At 68.1% G+C, this 19,615-nt stretch carries 15 protein-coding genes, 1 tRNA gene and 1 pseudogene; 13 read left to right on the forward strand and 4 right to left on the reverse strand.

The window, feature by feature from the left end; all coding sequences use genetic code 11:
• The first annotated feature begins 41 nt into the window (after positions 1 to 41).
• The 8 genes from ACVW19_RS07755 to ACVW19_RS07790 all read left to right on the forward strand — a co-directional run bounded on the left by ACVW19_RS07755 (position 42) and on the right by ACVW19_RS07790 (position 9,974).
• Positions 42 to 2,330: an FdhF/YdeP family oxidoreductase gene (locus ACVW19_RS07755; RefSeq protein WP_457457805.1), complete on the forward strand. Its 2,289-nt coding sequence runs from the start codon at positions 42 to 44 to the stop codon at positions 2,328 to 2,330.
• Positions 2,331 to 2,417: 87 nt separating this feature from the next.
• The gene (locus ACVW19_RS07760) at positions 2,418 to 2,909 is read left to right on the forward strand and encodes a PaaI family thioesterase (RefSeq protein ID WP_457457807.1); all 492 of its coding nucleotides are present in this window, start codon (positions 2,418 to 2,420) and stop codon (positions 2,907 to 2,909) included.
• A 359-nt stretch (positions 2,910 to 3,268) separates the two neighbouring features.
• Positions 3,269 to 3,442, forward strand: a complete 174-nt coding sequence (locus ACVW19_RS07765) for a hypothetical protein (protein ID WP_457457808.1) — start codon at positions 3,269 to 3,271, stop codon at positions 3,440 to 3,442.
• A 699-nt stretch (positions 3,443 to 4,141) separates the two neighbouring features.
• Positions 4,142 to 5,371, forward strand: a complete 1,230-nt coding sequence (locus ACVW19_RS07770) for a branched-chain amino acid ABC transporter substrate-binding protein (protein WP_457457810.1) — start codon at positions 4,142 to 4,144, stop codon at positions 5,369 to 5,371.
• A 111-nt stretch (positions 5,372 to 5,482) separates the two neighbouring features.
• Entirely contained in the window at positions 5,483 to 6,415 is a 933-nt protein-coding gene (locus tag ACVW19_RS07775; protein ID WP_457457812.1) for a branched-chain amino acid ABC transporter permease, read from the forward strand.
• Between the two features lie 5 nt (positions 6,416 to 6,420).
• On the forward strand, positions 6,421 to 8,250 hold the full coding sequence (locus ACVW19_RS07780; protein ID WP_457457814.1) for a branched-chain amino acid ABC transporter permease: 1,830 nt from the start codon (positions 6,421 to 6,423) through the stop codon (positions 8,248 to 8,250).
• 3 nt (positions 8,251 to 8,253) lie between these two features.
• Positions 8,254 to 9,261, forward strand: coding sequence for an ABC transporter ATP-binding protein (locus ACVW19_RS07785; RefSeq protein ID WP_457457816.1), 1,008 nt, complete (start codon positions 8,254 to 8,256; stop codon positions 9,259 to 9,261).
• On the forward strand, positions 9,258 to 9,974 hold the full coding sequence (locus tag ACVW19_RS07790; RefSeq protein ID WP_457457818.1) for an ABC transporter ATP-binding protein: 717 nt from the start codon (positions 9,258 to 9,260) through the stop codon (positions 9,972 to 9,974). The genes ACVW19_RS07785 and ACVW19_RS07790 overlap by 4 nt, the downstream gene beginning before the upstream one ends.
• Before the next feature lie 74 nt (positions 9,975 to 10,048).
• Here the strand turns inward: ACVW19_RS07790 and ACVW19_RS07795 are convergent, their stop codons facing one another.
• Positions 10,049 to 10,705: an ANTAR domain-containing response regulator gene (locus ACVW19_RS07795; protein ID WP_457457820.1), complete on the reverse strand. Its 657-nt coding sequence runs from the start codon at positions 10,703 to 10,705 to the stop codon at positions 10,049 to 10,051.
• Between the two features lie 102 nt (positions 10,706 to 10,807).
• Here ACVW19_RS07795 and ACVW19_RS07800 point away from each other — a divergent pair.
• Positions 10,808 to 10,890 (forward strand) — tRNA-Leu (locus tag ACVW19_RS07800).
• Positions 10,891 to 10,971: 81 nt separating this feature from the next.
• Positions 10,972 to 11,751, forward strand: coding sequence for a helix-turn-helix domain-containing protein (locus tag ACVW19_RS07805; protein WP_457457822.1), 780 nt, complete (start codon positions 10,972 to 10,974; stop codon positions 11,749 to 11,751).
• Between the two features lie 18 nt (positions 11,752 to 11,769).
• On the opposite strand, the gene pyk is transcribed toward ACVW19_RS07805, so the two are convergent.
• The 3 genes and pseudogenes from pyk to ACVW19_RS07820 all read right to left on the reverse strand — a co-directional run bounded on the left by pyk (position 11,770) and on the right by ACVW19_RS07820 (position 16,395).
• The gene (gene pyk / locus ACVW19_RS07810) at positions 11,770 to 13,206 is read right to left on the reverse strand and encodes a pyruvate kinase (protein ID WP_457457824.1); all 1,437 of its coding nucleotides are present in this window, start codon (positions 13,204 to 13,206) and stop codon (positions 11,770 to 11,772) included.
• A gap of 207 nt (positions 13,207 to 13,413) precedes the next feature.
• A pseudogene (pepN, locus tag ACVW19_RS07815) lies at positions 13,414 to 15,928 on the reverse strand (aminopeptidase N).
• Positions 15,929 to 16,032: 104 nt separating this feature from the next.
• Entirely contained in the window at positions 16,033 to 16,395 is a 363-nt protein-coding gene (locus ACVW19_RS07820; RefSeq protein WP_457457825.1) for a chorismate mutase, read from the reverse strand.
• Positions 16,396 to 16,546: 151 nt separating this feature from the next.
• Between ACVW19_RS07820 and ACVW19_RS07825 the strand changes: the two genes are divergently transcribed.
• The 3 genes from ACVW19_RS07825 to ACVW19_RS07835 all read left to right on the forward strand — a co-directional run bounded on the left by ACVW19_RS07825 (position 16,547) and on the right by ACVW19_RS07835 (position 19,460).
• Complete coding sequence (locus tag ACVW19_RS07825) at positions 16,547 to 17,464, forward strand: hypothetical protein (RefSeq protein WP_457457826.1); 918 nt, start codon at positions 16,547 to 16,549, stop codon at positions 17,462 to 17,464.
• Positions 17,465 to 17,628: 164 nt separating this feature from the next.
• Positions 17,629 to 18,558: a rhomboid family intramembrane serine protease gene (locus ACVW19_RS07830; protein ID WP_457457828.1), complete on the forward strand. Its 930-nt coding sequence runs from the start codon at positions 17,629 to 17,631 to the stop codon at positions 18,556 to 18,558.
• 53 nt (positions 18,559 to 18,611) lie between these two features.
• The gene (locus ACVW19_RS07835) at positions 18,612 to 19,460 is read left to right on the forward strand and encodes a chitosanase (RefSeq protein WP_457464485.1); all 849 of its coding nucleotides are present in this window, start codon (positions 18,612 to 18,614) and stop codon (positions 19,458 to 19,460) included.
• Positions 19,461 to 19,615: the final 155 nt, after the last annotated feature.

Below are 19,615 nucleotides of genomic sequence, written 5' to 3' on the forward strand. Positions count from 1 at the left end.
CGGAGGCTTACGTCACACGTGTACGCGAAGAGGAGTGCGCGATGGCCACCAAGCCGCCCAAGGGTGATCCGGTCCAGGACGCGCCGCAGGTCACCGAGCCGAAACACGCGGCCGCGGGCCTCACGGCGATCGGCCACAGCCTGCGTATGGCGCACCAGCAGATGGGCCTGAGACGGACGGCGCTGACCCTGCTCAACGTCAACCAGAAGGACGGCTTCGACTGTCCGGGCTGCGCGTGGCCGGAGCCGGAGCACCGGCACACCGCGGAGTTCTGCGAGAACGGCGCGAAGGCCGTGGCCGAGGAGGCCACCCTGCGCCGGGTCACCCCCGAGTTCTTCGCCGCGCACCCCGTCGCCGACCTGGCCGGCCGCAGCGGCTACTGGCTGGGCCAGCAGGGCCGCCTGACCCACCCCGTGTACCTCCCCGAGGGCGGCGACCGCTACGAGCCCATCACCTGGGAGCGTGCCTTCGACATCGTCGCCGAGGAGATCGCCGCCCTCGGCTCCCCCGACGAGGCCCTCTTCTACACCTCCGGACGCACCAGCAACGAGGCCGCCTTCCTCTACCAGCTCTTCGCGCGCGAGCTCGGCACCAACAACCTGCCCGACTGCTCGAACATGTGCCACGAGTCCTCCGGCTCCGCCCTGTCCGAGACGATCGGCGTCGGCAAGGGCAGCGTCCTGCTGGAGGACCTCTACAAGTCCGACCTGATCATCGTCGCCGGACAGAACCCCGGCACCAACCACCCCCGCATGCTGTCCGCCCTGGAGAAGGCCAAGGCGAACGGCGCGCGGATCATCACCGTCAACCCGCTGCCCGAGGCGGGCCTGGAGCGCTTCAAGAACCCGCAGACCCCCAAGGGCCTCACCACCGGCGCCGCGCTGACCGACCTGTTCCTGCAGATCCGCCTCGGCGGCGACCAGGCCCTCTTCCGCATCCTCAACAAGCTGATCGTCGACACGCCCGGCGCCGTCGACGAGGACTTCGTCCGCGAACACACGCACGGCTACGAGGAGTTCGCCGAAGCCGCCCGCGCCGCCGACTGGGACACGACGCTCACCGCGACCGGCCTCACGCGCGGCGACATCGAGCAGTGCCTGCGCATGGTCCTCGAATCGAAGCGCGTCATCGTGTGCTGGGCGATGGGCCTCACCCAGCACAAGCACTCCGTGCCCATGATCCGCGAGATCGTCAACTTCCTGCTGCTGCGCGGCAACATCGGCCGCCCCGGCGCGGGCGTCTGCCCGGTGCGCGGCCACTCCAACGTGCAGGGCGACCGCACCATGGGCATCTTCGAGAGACCCGCACCGGAGTTCCTGGACGCCCTGGAGAAGGAGTTCGGCTTCGCGCCCCCGCGCGAGCACGGCTACGACGTCGTACGGGCCATCCGCGCGCTGCGCGACGGGAAGGCGAAGGTGTTCTTCGCCATGGGCGGCAACTTCGTCGCCGCCTCCCCCGACACCGAGGTCACCGAGGCCGCGATGCGCCGGGCCCGGCTGACCGTGCACGTGTCGACCAAGCTGAACCGCTCGCACGCCGTCACCGGCGCGCGCGCCCTGATCCTGCCGACCCTGGGCCGCACCGAACGCGACCTGCAGGCCGGCGGCGAGCAGTTCGTGACGGTCGAGGACTCCATGGGCATGGTGCACGCCTCCCGCGGCCGCCTCGAACCGGCGAGCGGGCATCTGCTGTCCGAACCGGCCATCGTGTGCCGGCTGGCCCGCCGGGTCCTCGGCGCGGACAGCAAGGTCCCGTGGGAGGAGTTCGAGAAGGACTACGCGACGATCCGCGACCGCATCGCGCGCGTGATCCCCGGCTTCGAGGACTTCAACGCACGCGTGGCGCGCCCCGGAGGGTTCACCCTCCCCCACGCCCCGCGCGACGAACGGCGCTTCCCCACGGCCACCGGCAAGGCCAACTTCACCGCCGCGCCGGTGGAGTACCCCGAACTGCCCGAGGGGCGGCTGCTGCTGCAGACACTGCGCTCGCACGACCAGTACAACACCACGATCTACGGCCTGGACGACCGCTACCGGGGCATCAGGAACGGCCGCCGCGTGGTGCTCGTCAATCCGCAGGACGCGCGGGAACTGCGGCTCGCGGACGGCTCGTACGTCGACCTGGTCAGCGAGTGGAGGGCCGACGAGGACAACGTGGAGCGCAGGGCGCCCGGTTTCCGCGTGGTGCACTACCCGACGGCCCGCGGCTGCGCCGCCGCGTACTACCCGGAGACCAACGTCCTGGTGCCGCTGGACGCGACCGCGGACACCAGCAACACCCCGGCCAGCAAGTCCGTCGTGGTCCGCCTGGAACAATCGGCGACCGACTGAGCGTTTGCTCAGTGGCCACCGCCGCGGTCGCGGCGGTGGCCGCAGTGCCGTATGCCGTAGTGATCACGACGAACGGAGCCGGGCCCCATGGGAGAGCAGCAGCACGTGAAGTTCCCGCAAGAGGTCATCGACGAGTACGCCGCGCTCGGCGTGGATCTGCAGGCGCTCTTCTCCGCGGGCCATCTCGGTACGCGCATGGGCGTGCAGATCCTGGAGGCCTCGGCCGAGCGGGTCGTCGGGACGATGCCGGTGGAGGGCAACACCCAGCCCTACGGGCTGCTGCACGGCGGCGCCTCCGCCGTACTGGCCGAGACCCTGGGCTCGGTGGGGTCGATGCTGCACGGCGGCAGCTCCAAGATCGCCGTGGGCGTCGACCTCAACTGCACCCACCACCGGGGCGCCCGCTCCGGCCTGGTCACCGGCGTCGCCACCCCGGTGCACCGGGGGCGGTCCACGGCGACGTACGAGATCGTCATCAGCGACGAGGCCGACAAGCGGGTGTGCACCGCGCGCCTGACCTGTCTGCTGCGGGACGTGAACCCGGGCGACGCGGAGCGGACGGCCGGCGCCACGAACTGACCGGCATGTGAGGGTGCGGGGGCGGCCGTTCGGCCGCCCCCGCACCCGTTCCCCGGCCCGGCCTCGCCGCGGCCCCGCACCGCCGTCGCCCGGGGGCGGCGGGCGCTCTATCGTTTCGGCCATGAAGCGGGGAGGCGTCCTTCGGCCCGCGGGGCGGGCTCTCGGCCCCCCGCTCACCGCGGTACCGCTCCTGACGGTCGTCCTGGCCACCGGCTGCGGCCCGTCCGGAACCGGCCGCACCGGCGCTCCTCCTTCGTCGTCACCGTCGGCAACCTCCGCCGAGGACGTGTGCGTGCGGCTCGTCGCCCCCTGGGCCCGCGAGGTGCCGAACCGGGACCTCCTACGGCGACTACCGGTCGATGGGGCTGTCCAACGGCCAGTACGCCATCCTGTGCGAAGCGGTGGACGCCGCACGCCCCGTCAGGAAACGCCAAGGCGCCGAGGCCGCCCATGGAGTGATCGACCGTCAGGTGCGTGAGGCCTGCGCCGAGCGGTACCGCGCCGACACGCCGGGCCCGGCCCCCTGGAGATGAGCGGGGCGGTCCCGTGGACGAACTCGCCGCCCTCCCCGTCGTCCAGCCGAAACCGCAGGTCACACCCCCTGAAACAGGAAAACGGAACGCCATGTCCGCCGCCGGGCTCCGGGCGGAATCCCGCACTACGGTCACCGTTACGGTGACATCCCGGCCATAGGCGTCCTTTCCGCTCTCCCCGCCCCACGCATCCCCTTTCCGGACAAAGAACCGACTCTCCCCGCAAGATCACCACCGGGTCCGTGCACCCCGGAGTGCAGAAACGTTCCACGGAACGCCGAGTTCCCCTTCCCGGCCGTGACTCTACGTATTACGTGTGCAATACAGGTATTATCCTTCACTCCTGGATCACACCCCCCACGGAGCTTCTCACACCCCTTGCAAGTCGCCCGCGGCAACGAATTCAAGTAATCACCAAAACGGCTGATACACCTGAACACCCCCCGCCGGGTCCTGCGGTTTCTCATGATGCGGACGGGGCAAAACGGCGGGAATTCCACCGTTCCCCCCGCCAAGTACCGCTCTGCAATACGTCGTGTCATAACAAGAGAGTCACAGCCTTGGTCAGACCCTCCTCCCTATTCCCCACACCCGCTTAGAGTCACGGCCAGTCACCGCGCCGCCTGATTGTCATTTCGGCCCAGCGCTCGACTCGGCCGTTTCCACCGGGAAACGCCCGTCAGGGGAAAGGACTGGATCGTGCGTCAACGTTCGCTCATCGCCATCACTGCCGCGCTGGCAGCGGGAACGCTCACCCTCACCGCCTGCGGCTCGCGAGGCGGAGACGAAGGCTCGGACTCCGGCAACGGCGGCACCACCGTCACCATCGGCGTCGACGCCCCGCTGACCGGCGACCTGTCCGCACTGGGTCTCGGCATCAAGAACTCCGCCGACCTGGCCGCCAAGACTGCCAACAAGCAGAACTTCGTCAAGGGCGTCACCTTCAAGATCCTGGCCCTCGACGACCAGGCACAGCCCTCCTCGGGCCAGCAGAACGCCGTCAAACTCGTCGCCGACAAGACCGTCCTCGGCGCCGTCGGCCCCCTCAACACCTCCGTCTCCGAGTCCATGCAGAAGGTCTTCGACGACGCGAAGCTGGTCCAGGTCTCCCCCGCCAACACCGGCCCCTCCCTCAGCCAGGGCCCCGACTGGCAGACCAAGAAGGTACGCCAGTACAAGGCGTACTTCCGCACCTCGACCACGGACGCCGTCCAGGGCCCGTTCGCCGCGCAGTACGTCTACAACGACGCCAAGAAGAAGAAGGTCTTCGTCATCGACGACAAGAAGACCTACGGCGTGGGCCTCGCCGGCACCTTCACCGAGGAGTTCAAGAAGCTCGGCGGCAAGGTCGTCGGCACCGAGCACATCAACCCCGACACCAAGGACTTCTCCGCAGTCGCCACCAAGGTGAAGAAGTCCGGCGCGGACGTCGTCTACTACGGCGGCGAGTACCCGCAGGCCGGCCCGCTCAGCAAGCAGATCAAGGCCGCCGGCGCCAAGATCCCGCTCGTCGGCGGCGACGGCATCAACGACGCCGACTTCGTCAAACTGGCCGGCCCCGACAGCACCGGCGACCTCGCCACCTCCGTCGGCGCCCCGGTCGAAGAACTCGACTCCGCCAAGCAGTTCGTGGCCGACTACAAGGCCGCCGGCTACACGGACGAGTACTCGGCCTACGGCGGCTACTCCTACGACTCCGCCTGGGCCATCATCGAGGCCGTCAAGAAGGTCGTCGAGGACAACGGCGGCAAGCTGCCCTCCGACGCCCGCGCCAAGGTCACCGAGGCCATGCAGAACGTCTCCTTCGACGGAGTGACCGGCAAGGTCTCCTTCGACGAGTTCGGTGACGCCACCAACAAGCAGCTCACCGTCTACACCGTCAAGGACGGCGCCTTCGCGCCCGTCAAGTCCGGTACCTTCACGGGCTGATCAAGTCCCACCACTCACCAGCCGCGCGGAGCGCTGTTCCACTGGCGCTCCGCGCGTGCTCGCATCCGGCCACAATCCGTCGAAGCATCCGAAAGTCTCGGAGGACATGCGGTGAACGAACTGCCGCAGCAGCTGGTCAACGGCCTGCTACTGGGATCCATGTACGGGCTGGTCGCCATCGGCTACACAATGGTCTACGGCATCGTCCAGCTCATCAACTTCGCCCACGGCGAGATCTTCATGACCGGCGCCTTCGGCGCACTCTCGGTCTACCTGTGGGTACTTCCGAACGGCACGTCCATGTGGATCGCGCTGCCGCTCATGCTCCTCGGCGCCATCATCGTCGCCGTCCTCGTCGCCATCGGGGCGGAACGGTTCGCCTACCGCCCCCTGCGCGGCGGCCCACGCCTGGCGCCCCTGATCACCGCCATCGGCCTCTCCCTCGCCCTGCAGCAGGCGGTATGGGCCTGGTACCCGGAAGCCAAGTCCGCCCGCCCCTTCCCGCAGATCGACGGAGGCCCCTTCGAGATCGGCAGCGTCACCATCCAGACCGGTGACATCTTCGTCTTCTGCGCCGCCCCCATCAGCATGGCCATCCTCGGCTACTTCGTCATGAAGACCCGCACGGGACGCGGCATGCAGGCCACCGCCCAGGACCCCGACACCGCCAAACTCATGGGCATCAACACCAACCGCATCATCGTGGTCGCCTTCGCCCTCGGCGCCACCTTCGCCGCCGTCGGCGGTGTCGCCTACGGCCTCAAGTACGGCCAGATCGAATTCCGCATGGGCTTCATCCTCGGCCTCAAGGCCTTCACCGCGGCCGTCCTCGGCGGCATCGGCAACATCTACGGCGCCATGATCGGCGGCATCGTCCTCGGCGTCGCCGAAACCCTCGCCACCGCCTACATCTCCGACATCCCCGGCATGCACCAGTTCGGCAGCCAGTCCTGGGCCGACGTCTGGGCGTTCGTACTCCTCATCCTCGTGCTGCTGTTCCGGCCCCAAGGCCTGCTCGGCGAGCGCGTCGCGGACAGGGCGTGACACCGATGACCACACAGACCACCGCACCCGAAACCCCCAGCGCCCCCACCACCGGCAGCGAACCCACCGGACTCATCCCCCTCCCGGAACACATCGGCCGCGCCCTGGCCACCGGCGGCGCCCTCCTGACCATCGTCTCCACCTTCCTCGCCTGGACCTGGACCTCCGCCTTCCCCGGCAACCTCACCGTCTATGGCTACCCCGGCGGCCTCCAGGTACTCGTCCTCATCAGCGGAACCCTGACCGCCCTCTTCGCCCTCTCCTCCTACACCATCAAGGGCCTCGGCTGGGCCACCCCCGCCGGCGCCGACGCCGCCATCAAACTCACGGCCCTCGCCACCTTCGGCACCACCTGGTACACGGTGCTCGCCATCAGCGTGAAACTCGGCGGCGTCGTCAACCTGGAACCCGGCGGCTACCTCGCCGCCGCCACCAGCCTCACCGCCCTCCTCGGCGCCCTGGCCCTCCCCTTCGAACACCCCGACCCCGACCCCATCGACCCCGACGACAACGGCTGGAACCAGCTCAAGCACAAAACAGCCCACCGCAGGAAGCAACTCCAGGCAGCCTTCGCCACCGGCACCACCCGCCCCCTCGGCAAGCTCCCCTCCTACGCCGAAATCCTCATCATCATCGCGGCCATGGCCATCGGCCTCACCGTCTTCACCTACGGCATCGGCACCGCGTACGACGAACTCTTCATCGGCTTCCTCATCACCGTCGGCTTCTGCTTCACCGCGCTCCTCAAGGCCGGACTGGTCGCCCGCATCTCGACGATCACCGCCAAACACCGCAACATCACCATGATCGGCGCCTTCGTCGCGGCCGCCGCCTTCCCCTTCACCCAGTCCGACGACCAGTACGCGACCATCGGCGTCTACATCCTGATCTTCGCCACCGTCGCACTCGGCCTGAACATCGTCGTCGGCCTCGCCGGCCTCCTCGACCTCGGCTACGTCGCCTTCCTCGGCGTCGGCGCCTACACCGCCGCCCTGGTTTCCGGCTCACCCTCCTCACCCCTGCACCTTCAACTGCCCTTCTGGGCCTCGGCACTGCTCGGCGCCCTGGTCTCCATGATCTTCGGCGTCCTCATCGGCGCCCCCACCCTGCGACTGCGCGGCGACTACCTCGCCATCGTCACCCTCGGCTTCGGTGAAATCTTCCGTATCGCCGTCCTCAACACCGACGGCACCTCCGGACCCGACATCACCAACGGCTCCGCCGGCATCTCCTCCATCCCGAACCTGGAGATCCTCGGCTTCGACTTCGGCCAGGAACACACCCTCCTCGGATTCACCATCGGCCGCTTCGCCAACTACTTCCTGCTGATGCTGCTCATCACACTGGTCGTCGTAGTGGTCTTCCGGCGCAGCAGCGACTCCCGCATCGGCCGCGCCTGGATCGCCGTCCGCGAGGACGAGACCGCCGCACGCGCCATGGGCATCAACGGCTTCCGCGTCAAGCTCATCGCCTTCGCCCTCGGCGCCACCCTCGCCGGCCTCGCCGGCGCCGTCCAGGCCCACGTCACCTACACCGTGACCCCCGAGCAGTACATGTTCGCCCACGTCGTCCCGCCCAACTCCGCCTTCCTGCTCGCCGCAGTCGTCCTCGGCGGCATGGGCACCATCAGCGGCCCGCTCGTCGGCGCAGCCCTGCTCTACCTCATCCCGGCCAAGCTCCAGTTCCTCGGCGACTACCAGCTCCTGGCCTTCGGTCTCGCACTCGTCCTGCTGATGCGCTTCCGCCCGGAGGGCCTCATCCCCAACCGGCGCCGCCAGCTCGAGTTCCACGAAGACACGGAAACGCCCGCAGCCCTCAGCAAGGCAGGGGTCTGACCCATGACAACCGACACCACCACCAAGGGCACCACGCCCGACGCGACCGCCCCCCGCGAGACCGTCCTCGACGCACGAGGCGTCACCATGCGCTTCGGCGGCCTCACCGCCGTACGCGGAGTCGACCTCACCGTCAACAGCGGCGAGATCGTCGGACTCATCGGCCCCAACGGCGCCGGCAAGACCACCTTCTTCAACTGCCTGACCGGCCTCTACATCCCCACCGAGGGCGAAGTCCGCTACAAAGACAAGGTCCTGCCGCCCAAATCCTTCAAGGTCACCGCAGCCGGCATCGCCCGCACCTTCCAGAACATCCGCCTGTTCGCCAACATGACAGTGCTGGAAAACGTACTCGTCGGCCGACACACCCGCACCAAAGAAGGACTCTGGTCAGCCCTGCTGCGCGGCCCCGGCTTCCACAAGGCCGAAGCCGCCTCCCGCGAACGCGCCATGGAACTCCTCGAGTTCGTCGGCCTCGCCCACAAGGCCGACCACCTCTCACGCAACCTGCCCTACGGCGAACAGCGCAAACTCGAGATCGCCCGCGCGCTGGCCAGCGAACCCGGCCTGCTGCTCCTCGACGAGCCCACCGCCGGCATGAACCCGCAGGAAACCCGCGCCACCGAGGAACTGATCTTCGCCATCCGGGACATGGGCATCGCCATCCTCGTCATCGAGCACGACATGCGGTTCATCATGAACCTCTGCGACCGCGTCGCCGTACTCGTCCAAGGCGAAAAGCTCATCGAAGGCGACAGCGCCACCGTCCAGCACGACGAACGCGTCATCGCCGCCTACCTCGGCGAGCCCTTCGAGGGAGCGCCCGGCGAGGAGGAGAGGGCCGAGGTCGAGAGGGCCGAGGTCGAGAGGGCCGAAGCGGCCGAGACGCAGGCCGAAGTGGCCGAGACGCAGGCCGAGACGCAGGCCGGGGCAGAGGCTGAAACCACGACAGACGCCGAGGCCGCCGACACCACGACGGACGCCACGCCCGGCAAGGAGAACGACCGATGACCGCACTGCTCGAAGTCGAGGACCTCCGCGTCGCCTACGGCAAGATCCAAGCCGTCAAGGGCATCTCCTTCACAGTCGAGGCCGGCCAGATCGTCACCCTCATCGGCACCAACGGCGCCGGCAAGACCACCACCCTGCGCACCCTCTCCGGGCTGCTCAAGCCGGTCGGCGGACAGATCAAGTTCAACGGCAAGTCGCTGAAGCAGGTCCCCGCCCACCAGATCGTCTCCCTCGGCCTCGCCCACTCCCCCGAGGGACGGCACATCTTCCCGCGGATGACGATCGAGGACAATCTCCGGCTCGGCGCCTTCCTCCGCAAGGACAAGGACGGCATCGAAAAGGGCATCCAGCACGCCTACGACCTCTTCCCCATCCTGGGCGAACGCAGAAAACAGGCCGCAGGCACCCTCTCCGGCGGCGAGCAGCAAATGCTCGCCATGGGCCGAGCCCTGATGTCCCAGCCGAAACTGCTCATGCTCGACGAACCCTCCATGGGCCTCTCCCCGATCATGATGCAGAAGATCATGGCAACCATCGCCGAACTGAAATCCGAGGGCACCACAATTCTGCTCGTCGAGCAGAACGCCCAGGCAGCACTCTCCCTGGCCGACCAGGGCCACGTCATGGAAGTCGGCAACATCGTCCTCTCCGGCACCGGACAGAACCTCCTCCACGACGAATCCGTCCGCAAGGCCTACCTCGGCGTCGACTGACCCACCCACAACGCAACACAGCACTGAGGCCCGGCTCCCCCTTGGAAACCGGGCCTCAAGCGCACAACCCACACCTACCCCTTCGACGCCTTCTTCTCCGCCGCATCATCGATAACCGCCTGTGCCACCTGCTGCATCGACATCCGACGATCCATCGACGTCTTCTGAATCCACCGGAACGCCGCCGGCTCCGACAACCCGTACACCGTCTGCAACACCGACTTCGCCCGATCCACCAACTTCCGCGTCTCCAACCGCAGACTCAGATCCGCGACCTCACGCTCCAGCTCCCGCAACTCCGTGAACCGCGACACCGCCATCTCGATCGCCGGCACCACATCACTCTTCGAGAACGGCTTCACCAGATACGCCATCGCCCCCGCATCCCGCGCCCGCTCCACCAGATCCCGCTGCGAGAACGCCGTCAGCATCAACACCGGCGCGATACTCTCCTCAGCGATCTTCTCCGCCGCCGAGATACCGTCCAGCTTCGGCATCTTCACATCGAGAATCACCAGATCCGGCCGGTGCTCCCGCGCCAGCTCCACCGCCCGCTCACCGTCACCGGCCTCACCGACGACGGTGTACCCCTCCTCCTCCAGCATCTCCTTGAGATCGAGCCGGATCAGCGCCTCGTCCTCAGCGATCACGACACGCGTCGTCATCGGAGGCACGTGCGACTTGTCGTCGTCGGACGCGTCTACTGGCTGGGGCAACTCGGGGACGCTCACGTGGGCTCCTTGATGGCAGGCCGGGCAGGTGCTGCTGCCTATGCAGCCTACCTAGCAGCGGCGACTACGGCTGACCCGGTATGCTTCCGAACAGCCAGTCCTGCCGGGTTGGTGGAATGGCATACACGGATGTCTCAAACACATCTGCCCGAGAGGGCTTGCGGGTTCGAGTCCCGCACCCGGCACCCAGCAAGCGGAGGATCACATTCGCGCGATCCTCCGCTTTTCCATGCACTCAGTGATGATGCATGACGCACAGTGGCCGCATGGATCAGCACAGCCCTTCGATCCGCGCGCAGGCTGTCGGCCTGATGCGCCAAGGCGTTCCGAACCGTGTGGTCGCGGAGCGGCTCAGAGTCCCCCGGGGTACCGTCGGCTGGTGGCGCAGCGAGGACCGCAAAGCACGCGGCGAGGTGTACGAGCCGCCGACCGACTGCCCCCAATGCATCGACCGCGAGTTCGACACCGGGGCGTACTCATACCTGCTGGGTCTGTACCTCGGTGACGGACACATCATCTCGAAGCGCAAGCAGCACCATCTGTCGATCTTCTGCAACGCCACCCAGACCGGCCTGATCGCTGCCGCCGAAGATGCCATGCGCAGGGTCATGCCGTTACCCAGCGTGTCGCAGCGACACAAGACCGGCTGTGTCGAGGTGAAGTCGTACAGCAAGCACTGGATCTGCATGTTCCCCCAGCACGGCCCCGGAAAGAAGCACGAGCGCCTGATCGTCCTCGAGCCCTGGCAGCAGGCCGCCGTCGACGCTCACCCCTGGGAGTTCGTTCGCGGCCTCATTCACTCCGACGGGTGCCGGATCACCAACTGGACCACCCGCATGGTCGGCGGTGAGCGGAAACGCTATGAGTACCCCCGGTACTTCTTCACCAACAAGTCGGACGACATCCGGAGGCTGTACACCCACACCCTGGACCGGCTCGGTGTCGAGTGGACGCACTGCACCCGGGGCGGCGCCCCCTTCAACATCTCCGTCGCCAAGAAGGCATCCGTCGCCCTGATGGATCTCCACGTGGGCCCCAAGTACTGAACCGGGGCCCTGCGAAGGCTATTTGGGGGTGTCGTCCTCGCCGATGTGGTGGACTCGGACGAGGTTGGTCGAGCCGGGGACGCCGGGTGGGGAGCCGGCCGTGATGACGACCGTGTCGCCCTTCTCGCAGCGGGCGTACCGCAGGAGGAGCTCGTCGACCTGGTCGACCATGGCGTCGGTGGTGCCGACGTGGGGGCCGAGGAAGGTTTCGACGCCCCAGGTGAGGCTGAGCTGGGAGCGGGTGGCGGGGTCGGTGGTGAAGGCGAGGAGGGGGATGGGTGAGCGGTAGCGGGAGAGGCGGCGGGCGGTGTCGCCGGACCGGGTGAAGGCGACGAGGAACGTGGCGTCGAGGAAGTCGCCGATTTCCGCTGCCGCGCGGGCCACGGCGCCGCCTTGGGTGCGGGGTTTGTTGCGTTCGGTGAGGGGTGGGAGGCCTTTGGCGAGGATGTCTTCTTCGGCTGCTTCGATGATGCGGGCCATGGTGCGGACGGTGTGGATGGCGTGTTTGCCGACGCTGGTTTCGCCGGAGAGCATGACGGCGTCGGTGCCGTCGATGACGGCGTTGGCAACGTCGGAGGCTTCGGCGCGGGTGGGGCGGGCGTTGTCGATCATCGAGTCGAGCATTTGGGTGGCGACGATGACTGGTTTGGCATTGCGTTTGGCGAGTTTGATGGCGCGTTTTTGAACGATGGGGACTTGTTCGAGTGGCATTTCGACGCCGAGGTCTCCGCGGGCGATCATGACTGCGTCGAAGGCGGCGACGATGTCGTCGATGTTCTCGACTGCTTGGGGTTTTTCGATTTTGGCGATGACGGGGAGGTGGCGGCCTTCTTCTTCCATGATGCGGTGGACGTCCTTGATGTCGCGTCCGCTGCGTACGAAGGAGAGGGCGATGGTGTCGAAGCCGGTGCGCAGGGCCCAGCGGAGGTCGTCTTCGTCTTTTTTTGAGAGGGCGGGGACGGAGACGGCGACGCCGGGGAGGTTGAGGCCTTTGTGGTCGGAGACCATGCCGCCTTCGATGACGGTGGTGTGGACGCGGGGGCCGTCGATGCCGGTGACTTCGAGGGTGACTTTGCCGTCGTCGACGAGGATGCGTTCGCCGGGGGTGACGTCGTCTGCGAGGCCGGCGTGGGTGGTGCCGCTGGTGTGGCGGTCGCCTTGGGCGCCGTCTTCGACGGTGATGGTGAAGGTGTCGCCGTGTTCGAGGAGTACGGGGCCTTCGGTGAAGTGGCCGAGTCTGATTTTCGGGCCTTGGAGGTCGGCGAGGAGGCCGACGCTGCGGCCGGTTTCGTCGGCGGCTTTTCGTACGCGGTGGTAGCGCTCCTCGTGCTCGGCGTGGGTGCCGTGGCTGAGGTTGAATCGGGCGACGTCCATTCCGGCGTCGACCAGGTCTTTGATCTGGTCGTATGTGTCGGTGGCGGGCCCTAGCGTGCAGACGATTTTGGCTCGGCGCATGGTGTGAGCCTAGGGCTTACCGATGGGTAGCGATGAGGTCATATGTGACCGTTTGGCGGACTGCGCATGAATGGTTATGGGCAAGAGTTGAATTGTGCGACCGGATGCTCGTATGAGCATTCATGGCTACCGCCCATATGTCGGTCATGAGTTCGCATGGTCGGGGTGCCGTGAGGTGCGGCGCCCCGACAGCGAAGCGTCCGCAATTTATGCCTGGCGTACGCGCAGTGCCCGGGCCAGGTCGTCGAGCTGGTCGACGAGTTTGCGGCGGAGGGCGGGGGTCGGGTCGGCCTTGCGGAGGCATTTCTCGCCGAGGCGGAGGGTTTCGGGGTCGACGGCGTGGACGGGGAAGGCCCAGTGGCCGGCGGCTTCGGCGATGGCGGGGCCGCGGCGGGCGGCGAGGGCGACGGCGTCCTTGTAGTAGCGGGCGACGTAGGGGCGTACGAGGTCGGCTTGTTCGGGTTGCCAGAAGCCCTGGGCGGTGGCGGTGAACAGGTAGTTGGACAGGTCGTCGGTGTGGAACATGGCGTCCCAGGCGCGGGCCTTGGCGTCTTCGTGGGGCAGGGCGGCGCGGCAGCGGGCGGCGCCTTGCTGGCCGGTGGCGCTGGGGTCGTGGGCGAGTTCGGCGGCGATGGCGGTTTCGTCGGTGGCGTCGAGGACGGCGAGGCGGGTGAGGATGCGCCAGCGGAGTTCGGGGTCGAGTTCGGGGCCGCCGGGGACGGTGCCGTCGGCGAGCCAGGCGGCGATGGTGTGGGGGTGGGCGGCGGTGTCGATGCGGTGGCGTACGGCGATGAGGCGCAGGTCGGGGTGGTCGCCGTCCTCGGTGCGGCGGATGAGGTCGCGGCACAGGTCGGTGAGGGTGGTGAGGGCGGCGGGGCGTTGTTCGGGGGTGATGTAGCGGTCGGCGATGTGGGTGGTGGCGAAGGCGAGGGCGCCTTGGGCGAGGGCGAGGTCGGTTTCGTGCGGGAGGTGGGTGCGGGCGATGTCCAGGTAGGTGGTGGGGGGGAGGTCGCCGTCGCGGACGGCGTCGCGCAGGGCGTTCCAGACGACGGCGCGGGTGAGGGGGTCGGGCAGTCCGGACAGGTGGGTCCGGATGGTCTGGAAGGACTGGTCGTCGAAGCGGATCTTGGCGTAGGTGAGGTCGCCGTCGTTGAGGACGAGGAGGGCGGGGCGTGGGCCCGGGGCGCTGATGGTGGTGTCGCCGTGGGTGGGGAGGTCGGCTTCCAGGCGGGTGCGGGGGGTGAGGCTGCGTGTGTCGTGGAGGTCGTGGTCGTAGAGGCCGAGGGTGATGCGGTGGGGGCGGTTGTCGCCGTCTGTGTGGCGGATGGTGAGGTGCCAGTGTCCGTTGTCGGTGTGGAGTTGGGGGGTGAGGGTGTCGACGCCGGTGGTGCGGAGCCAGGCGTTGGCCCAGGCGTGGACGTCGCGGTCGGTGGCGGAGGCGAGGGAGTCGATGAAGTCGGCGAGGGTGGCGTTGGCGAATTTGTGCCGGTCGATGTGGGTGTTGATGCCGGCGAGGAAGTCCTTTTCGCCGAGCCAGGTGACGAGTTGGCGTAGTGCGGAGGCGCCCTTGGCGTAGGAGATGCCGTCGAAGTTGAGGAGGGCGGAGGCGGTGTCCTGGACGTTTTCGGGGGCGACGGGGTGGGTGGAGGGGCGTTGGTCGGCGTCGTAGCCCCAGGGTTTGCGGGTGATGCCGAAGTCGGTCCAGGTGTCGGTGAAGCGGGTGGCTTCGGCGGTGGTCTGGTAGCCCATGTATTCGGCGAAGGACTCGTTGAGCCAGATGTCGTCCCACCAGGTGAGGGTGACGAGGTCGCCGAACCACATGTGGGCCATTTCGTGGGCGATGACCATGGCGCGGGTCTGGCGTTGGGTGTCGGTGACGGCGGAGCGGAAGACGAATTCGTCGCGGAAGGTGACGAGTCCGGGGTTTTCCATGGCGCCGGCGTTGAATTCGGGGACGAATGCCTGGTCGTAGGAGTCGAAGGGGTAGGGTTCCTGGAATTTTTCGTGGTAGCGGTCGAAGCAGGCGCGGGTGATGTCGAGGAGTTCGTCGGCGTCGGTGTCGAGGTGGGGTGCGAGGGAGCGGCGGCAGTGGAGGGCGAAGGGCAGGCCGCGGTGTTCGGTGCGTACGGTGTGCCAGGGGCCTGCGGCGACGGCGACGAGGTAGGTGGAGATGAGGGGGGTGGGGGCTGCTTTCCAGCGGCCTTGGCCGAGGTGTCGGGTGATGCCGTTGGCGAGGACGGTCCAGTTGTGGGGGGCGGTGACGGTCACGTCGAAGACGGCTTTGAGGTCGGGTTGGTCGAAGGCGGCGAAGACGCGTTGGACGTCGTCCATGAAGAGCTGGGTGTAGGTGTAGGTCTCGCCGTCGGCGGGGTCGGTGAAGCGGTGCATGCCTTCGCCGGTGCGGGAGTAGTGCATGGTGGCGTCGACGCGTAGTTCGTGTTCGCCGGGGGTGAGGTTCTTGAGCGGCAGTCGGTTGCCGTCGAGGGTGTCGGGGTCGAGGGGGTGTCCGTCGAGGGTGACGGAGCGCAGCTCGGCGGGCTTGACTTCGACGAAGGTGTCCGTGTTGTCCTGGTCGGTGAGGACGGTGAAGCGGATCAGGGGTGTGGGAGTCGAAGGTGTCGTCACCGGTGGTGAGATCGAGTTCGATCGTGTAGCGGTGGACGTCGAGGAGCTGTGCTCGGTTGTGCGCTTCGTCGCGCGTCAGTACGGACATGCAGGCCATGCTGCCCGATGCCGCCGGTGTGGCACAGGGGCGGATCGGTACGCGGTGTATGTCCGGTGTTGTCGGGGCTCTCCGATGCGCGCCTCTGTGGGTTTTCGGGGGTGTCAGTCGGTGGTGGGTGGGGGGTTGCCGGTGGTGTTCTTGGTGGTGGTGTCGGCGATGTGTTCGTGGTGGCGGATGACCTCGGCGATGATGAAGTTGAGGAATTTCTCGGCGAAGGCCGGGTCGAGTTTGGCGTTCTCGGCGAGGGTGCGCAGTCGGGTGATCTGTCGGCTTTCGCGGGCGGGGTCGGCGGGTGGCAGGTGGTGGCGGGCTTTGAGGCGGCCGACTTGTTGAGTGCATTTGAAGCGTTCGGCGAGCATGTGGACGACGGCGGCGTCGATGTTGTCGATGCTGTCGCGCAACCGGGCGAGTTCCTCGCGGACTGCGGGGTCGTTGTGTCCGGTACCGGTGTTGCTGGTGGTCATGGGGTGGCAGCCTACGGGGCGGTGGTGGGTGGGGGGTGTGGTGTTCGGGGTGTGGACGGTCGGGGGTGGTTGTCGGGGGTGGTCGGTCGGGGGCGGTTGTCGGGGCGGGGCCGTAGGGTGGAATCGGTTTTTGGCGTCTTGGGGGTGAGGCGTGGCGAACGGTGGGCCGGTGGAGCACGGTTTTCCGCATCTGGAGACGGTGCGGTCGGCTGTCACGGCGGTGTACCGGCGTTTGTCGTACGACACGGTGCGGTCGTTCTCGACCAGTGTGGCTCCGGTGGATGTGGCGTTCGACGACCTGGATGATCTTCATTTGGGGGCGCAGCGGGTGGCGCGGGAGTTGGTGCGGCATTACCGGTTGCCGGATGCGCGGTTGATCGTCGGTTTTCGTGAGATGCGGCATGCGGCGAATGTCGAGCTTGCGGCTGGTCCGGAGTATTTCGTGGAGCTGAATGATCGGTTCCGGACGCATCGGCGGGATATCGGGGCGGCGCTGGCGCATGAGGTGATGCATGTGTATCTGCATCGTCTGGGGTTGTCGTTTCCCGGTACGCGGGACAACGAGATCCTGACGGACACGGCGGCGACGTATCTGGGTGCGGGGTGGCTGCTGCTGGACGCGTTCCGGGAGGACGGGGTGTCGTCGCAGAAGCTGGGGTATCTCACGCCGGAGGAGTTCGGGTATGTGCTGGCGAAGCGGTCGCTGGTGTTCGGTGAGGATCCGTCGGTGTGGTTCACCAGTGCGCAGGCTTATGCGGCGTATGTGAAGGGGATGGATTTGGCGCGGCGGGACGGGCAGCAGCCGCCGTTGGCGGCGGCCGGCTGGGTGGGGCGTCGGCGGTACGCGCGGGACCGCCGGCAGGCTGGGGAGCGGCGGCAGGCTCTCGTCGCGGTTCCGTCGGCGTCGGGGGGTGTGCCGTACAGCTTCACGTCCGGCGGTGACGGTGAGGGGGCGTTGCGGGTGTCGTTTCCGTGTCCGACCTGTCATCAGTGGATCAGGGTCGCGGTGCGGGGGCGGGTGCGGGTGCGGTGCGGGTTGTGCCGGACGGTGCTGGAGTGCGACACGTAGGGGTGGGCGTCCGGGGCGGGCGTCCATGGTTCTCCGGGGTGGACCGCGGCCTGCGGCCCGGGCGCTTCGACCCCGCTTCCGCGTGACTGCACCGATGTTCGATACTTTTGTTCGCCGCCGTCCCCGCCGGCTCGTCCGTCCCGTCCCTCACAAGGAGCCGGCTCGTGGATTCCGAGTCCACCGTCACCACCTGTTACCGCCATCCCAGGGTGGAGTGTCACGTCAGCTGTGTGCGCTGCGAGCGGTACATCTGTCCGGACTGCATGCGGGAGGCGGCCGTGGGCCACCAGTGTCCCGAGTGCGTGAAGGAGGGCGTGCGGTCGATGCGGCAGGCCCGCACCGTGGTGGGTGGCCGGGTCTCGGCGGTGCCGGTGGTGACGTACGCGCTGATCGTCGTCAATGTGCTGGCCTATCTGGCGGAGGTGGCGCTGCCGGAGGTCGTGGACCGGTTCGCGATGCTGGGCGCGGGGTTGGTCGGGCCGGACGGCGGGCACTACGTGTGGGTCGAGGGCGGGTACTTCGGGGCCTTCCGTCCGGAGGGTGTGGCGGGCGGGGAGTGGTACCGGCTGCTGACCGGCGCGTTCCTGCATCTGCCGCCCACCGGGGGAACGTTCGGCATCCTGCACATCGTGATGAACATGGTGGTGCTGTGGAACCTGGGCCGGGTCGTCGAGCCGATGCTGGGCCGCGTCCACCATCTCGCCCTGTATCTGCTGTCGGCGCTGGGCGGTTCGGTGCTGGTGCTGCTGCTCGCGCCGCAGGACGTCGTGGTCGGGGCGTCCGGGGCGATCTTCGGGCTGGGGGCCGCGTACTACGTCGTGGCGCGTCGGATCGGTGCCGACATGAGCGCGGTCAACCGGTTCATGGCGGGGCTGCTGCTGTGGCTGGTGGTCTCCGCGGTGTTCACGTCGTGGGAGGGGCACCTGGGCGGGCTGCTGGCGGGCGGTGCGGTGGCGGTGGCCTTCGCGTATGTGCCCAGGGGCAGGCACCGTGCGTTGTTGCAAGCGGGGGCGTGTCTGGTGCTGTTCGCGCTGCTCGTCGTCCTGGCGGCGGTCAAGGTGGCGGATCTGACCGGTGGAGGTGTTTTCCGGTGAGGCGTCCGGCGCTGCTGATCGCGGCCGTTCCGGTGGTGGCGACGGCCGTGTACATGCTGATGCCCGGTGGGTCGGACGGTGCGGCCGCCGGCCACGGTCCGGCCGTGTCCGTCTCGCCGAACGCGCGCGAGCAGGCCAAGGAGCGTGCCGAGTCGGAGTCGGCCAAGGACGACGCGCTGGTGGCGAGCCGGCCGCCGGGTCTGGCCGACCCGGCGAAGAAGGAGCTCGCCCAGCAGCTCGTGGCGAGTGCCGAGAACTCGACGCTGCGCTGGCGTGAGACCTACGGCGCCATCGAGGACGTCGGGGACGGTGTCGGCTACACGGCCGGCATCGTCGGCTTCACCACCGGCACCCACGACCTGCTCGCCCTCGTGGAGGGCTACACGAAGGATCACCCGGACAACGGGCTGGCGGAGTTTCTGCCCGCGCTGCGTGAGGTGGACGGCACGGACTCGCACGAGGGTCTGGACCCGGGCTTCACAACGGCCTGGCGGGCGGAGTCGGAGAAGCCTGCTTTCCGCGCGGCCCAGGAGGCCGAGCGCGACCGGGTCTACTTCGATCCGGCGGTGCGCATGGCCAAGCTGGACGGTCTCGGCACGCTCGGCCAGTTCGTGTACTACGACGCGATGGTCCGGCGTGGTCCCGACACCGGCCCGGACGGTTTCTACGGCATGCGGGAGCAGGCCATGCGCAAGGCGAGGACGCCGGGGCAGGGCGGTGGTGAGGAGGCGTTCTTGGAGGCGTTCCTCGATGTGCGCCGCGCGGCCGTGCTCGCGAGGAAGCCGGGCGCCGACACGTCCCGGGTGGACACCGTTCAGCGCCGGTTCCTGCGGGAGGGGAATCTGGAGCTGGCGACGCCGCTGACGTGGCAGGTGAACGGGAGCACCTTCCGGGTTCCCTGACGGGATGCGGCGGCGCCTGCCCGGTTTCGTCCGGTCGGGGACGGCGGGCAGGCGCCACCTGGTGTTCCGTACGCCGTTGTACGGGACCTCTGTGGGGGACCGTCAGGTCCCTCGTGCGGTGCGGTCCGCCACCGGGTGGTGGGCGGGGCGGGCCG

The sequence above is a fragment of the Streptomyces sp. TE5632 genome, from assembly GCF_054061295.1.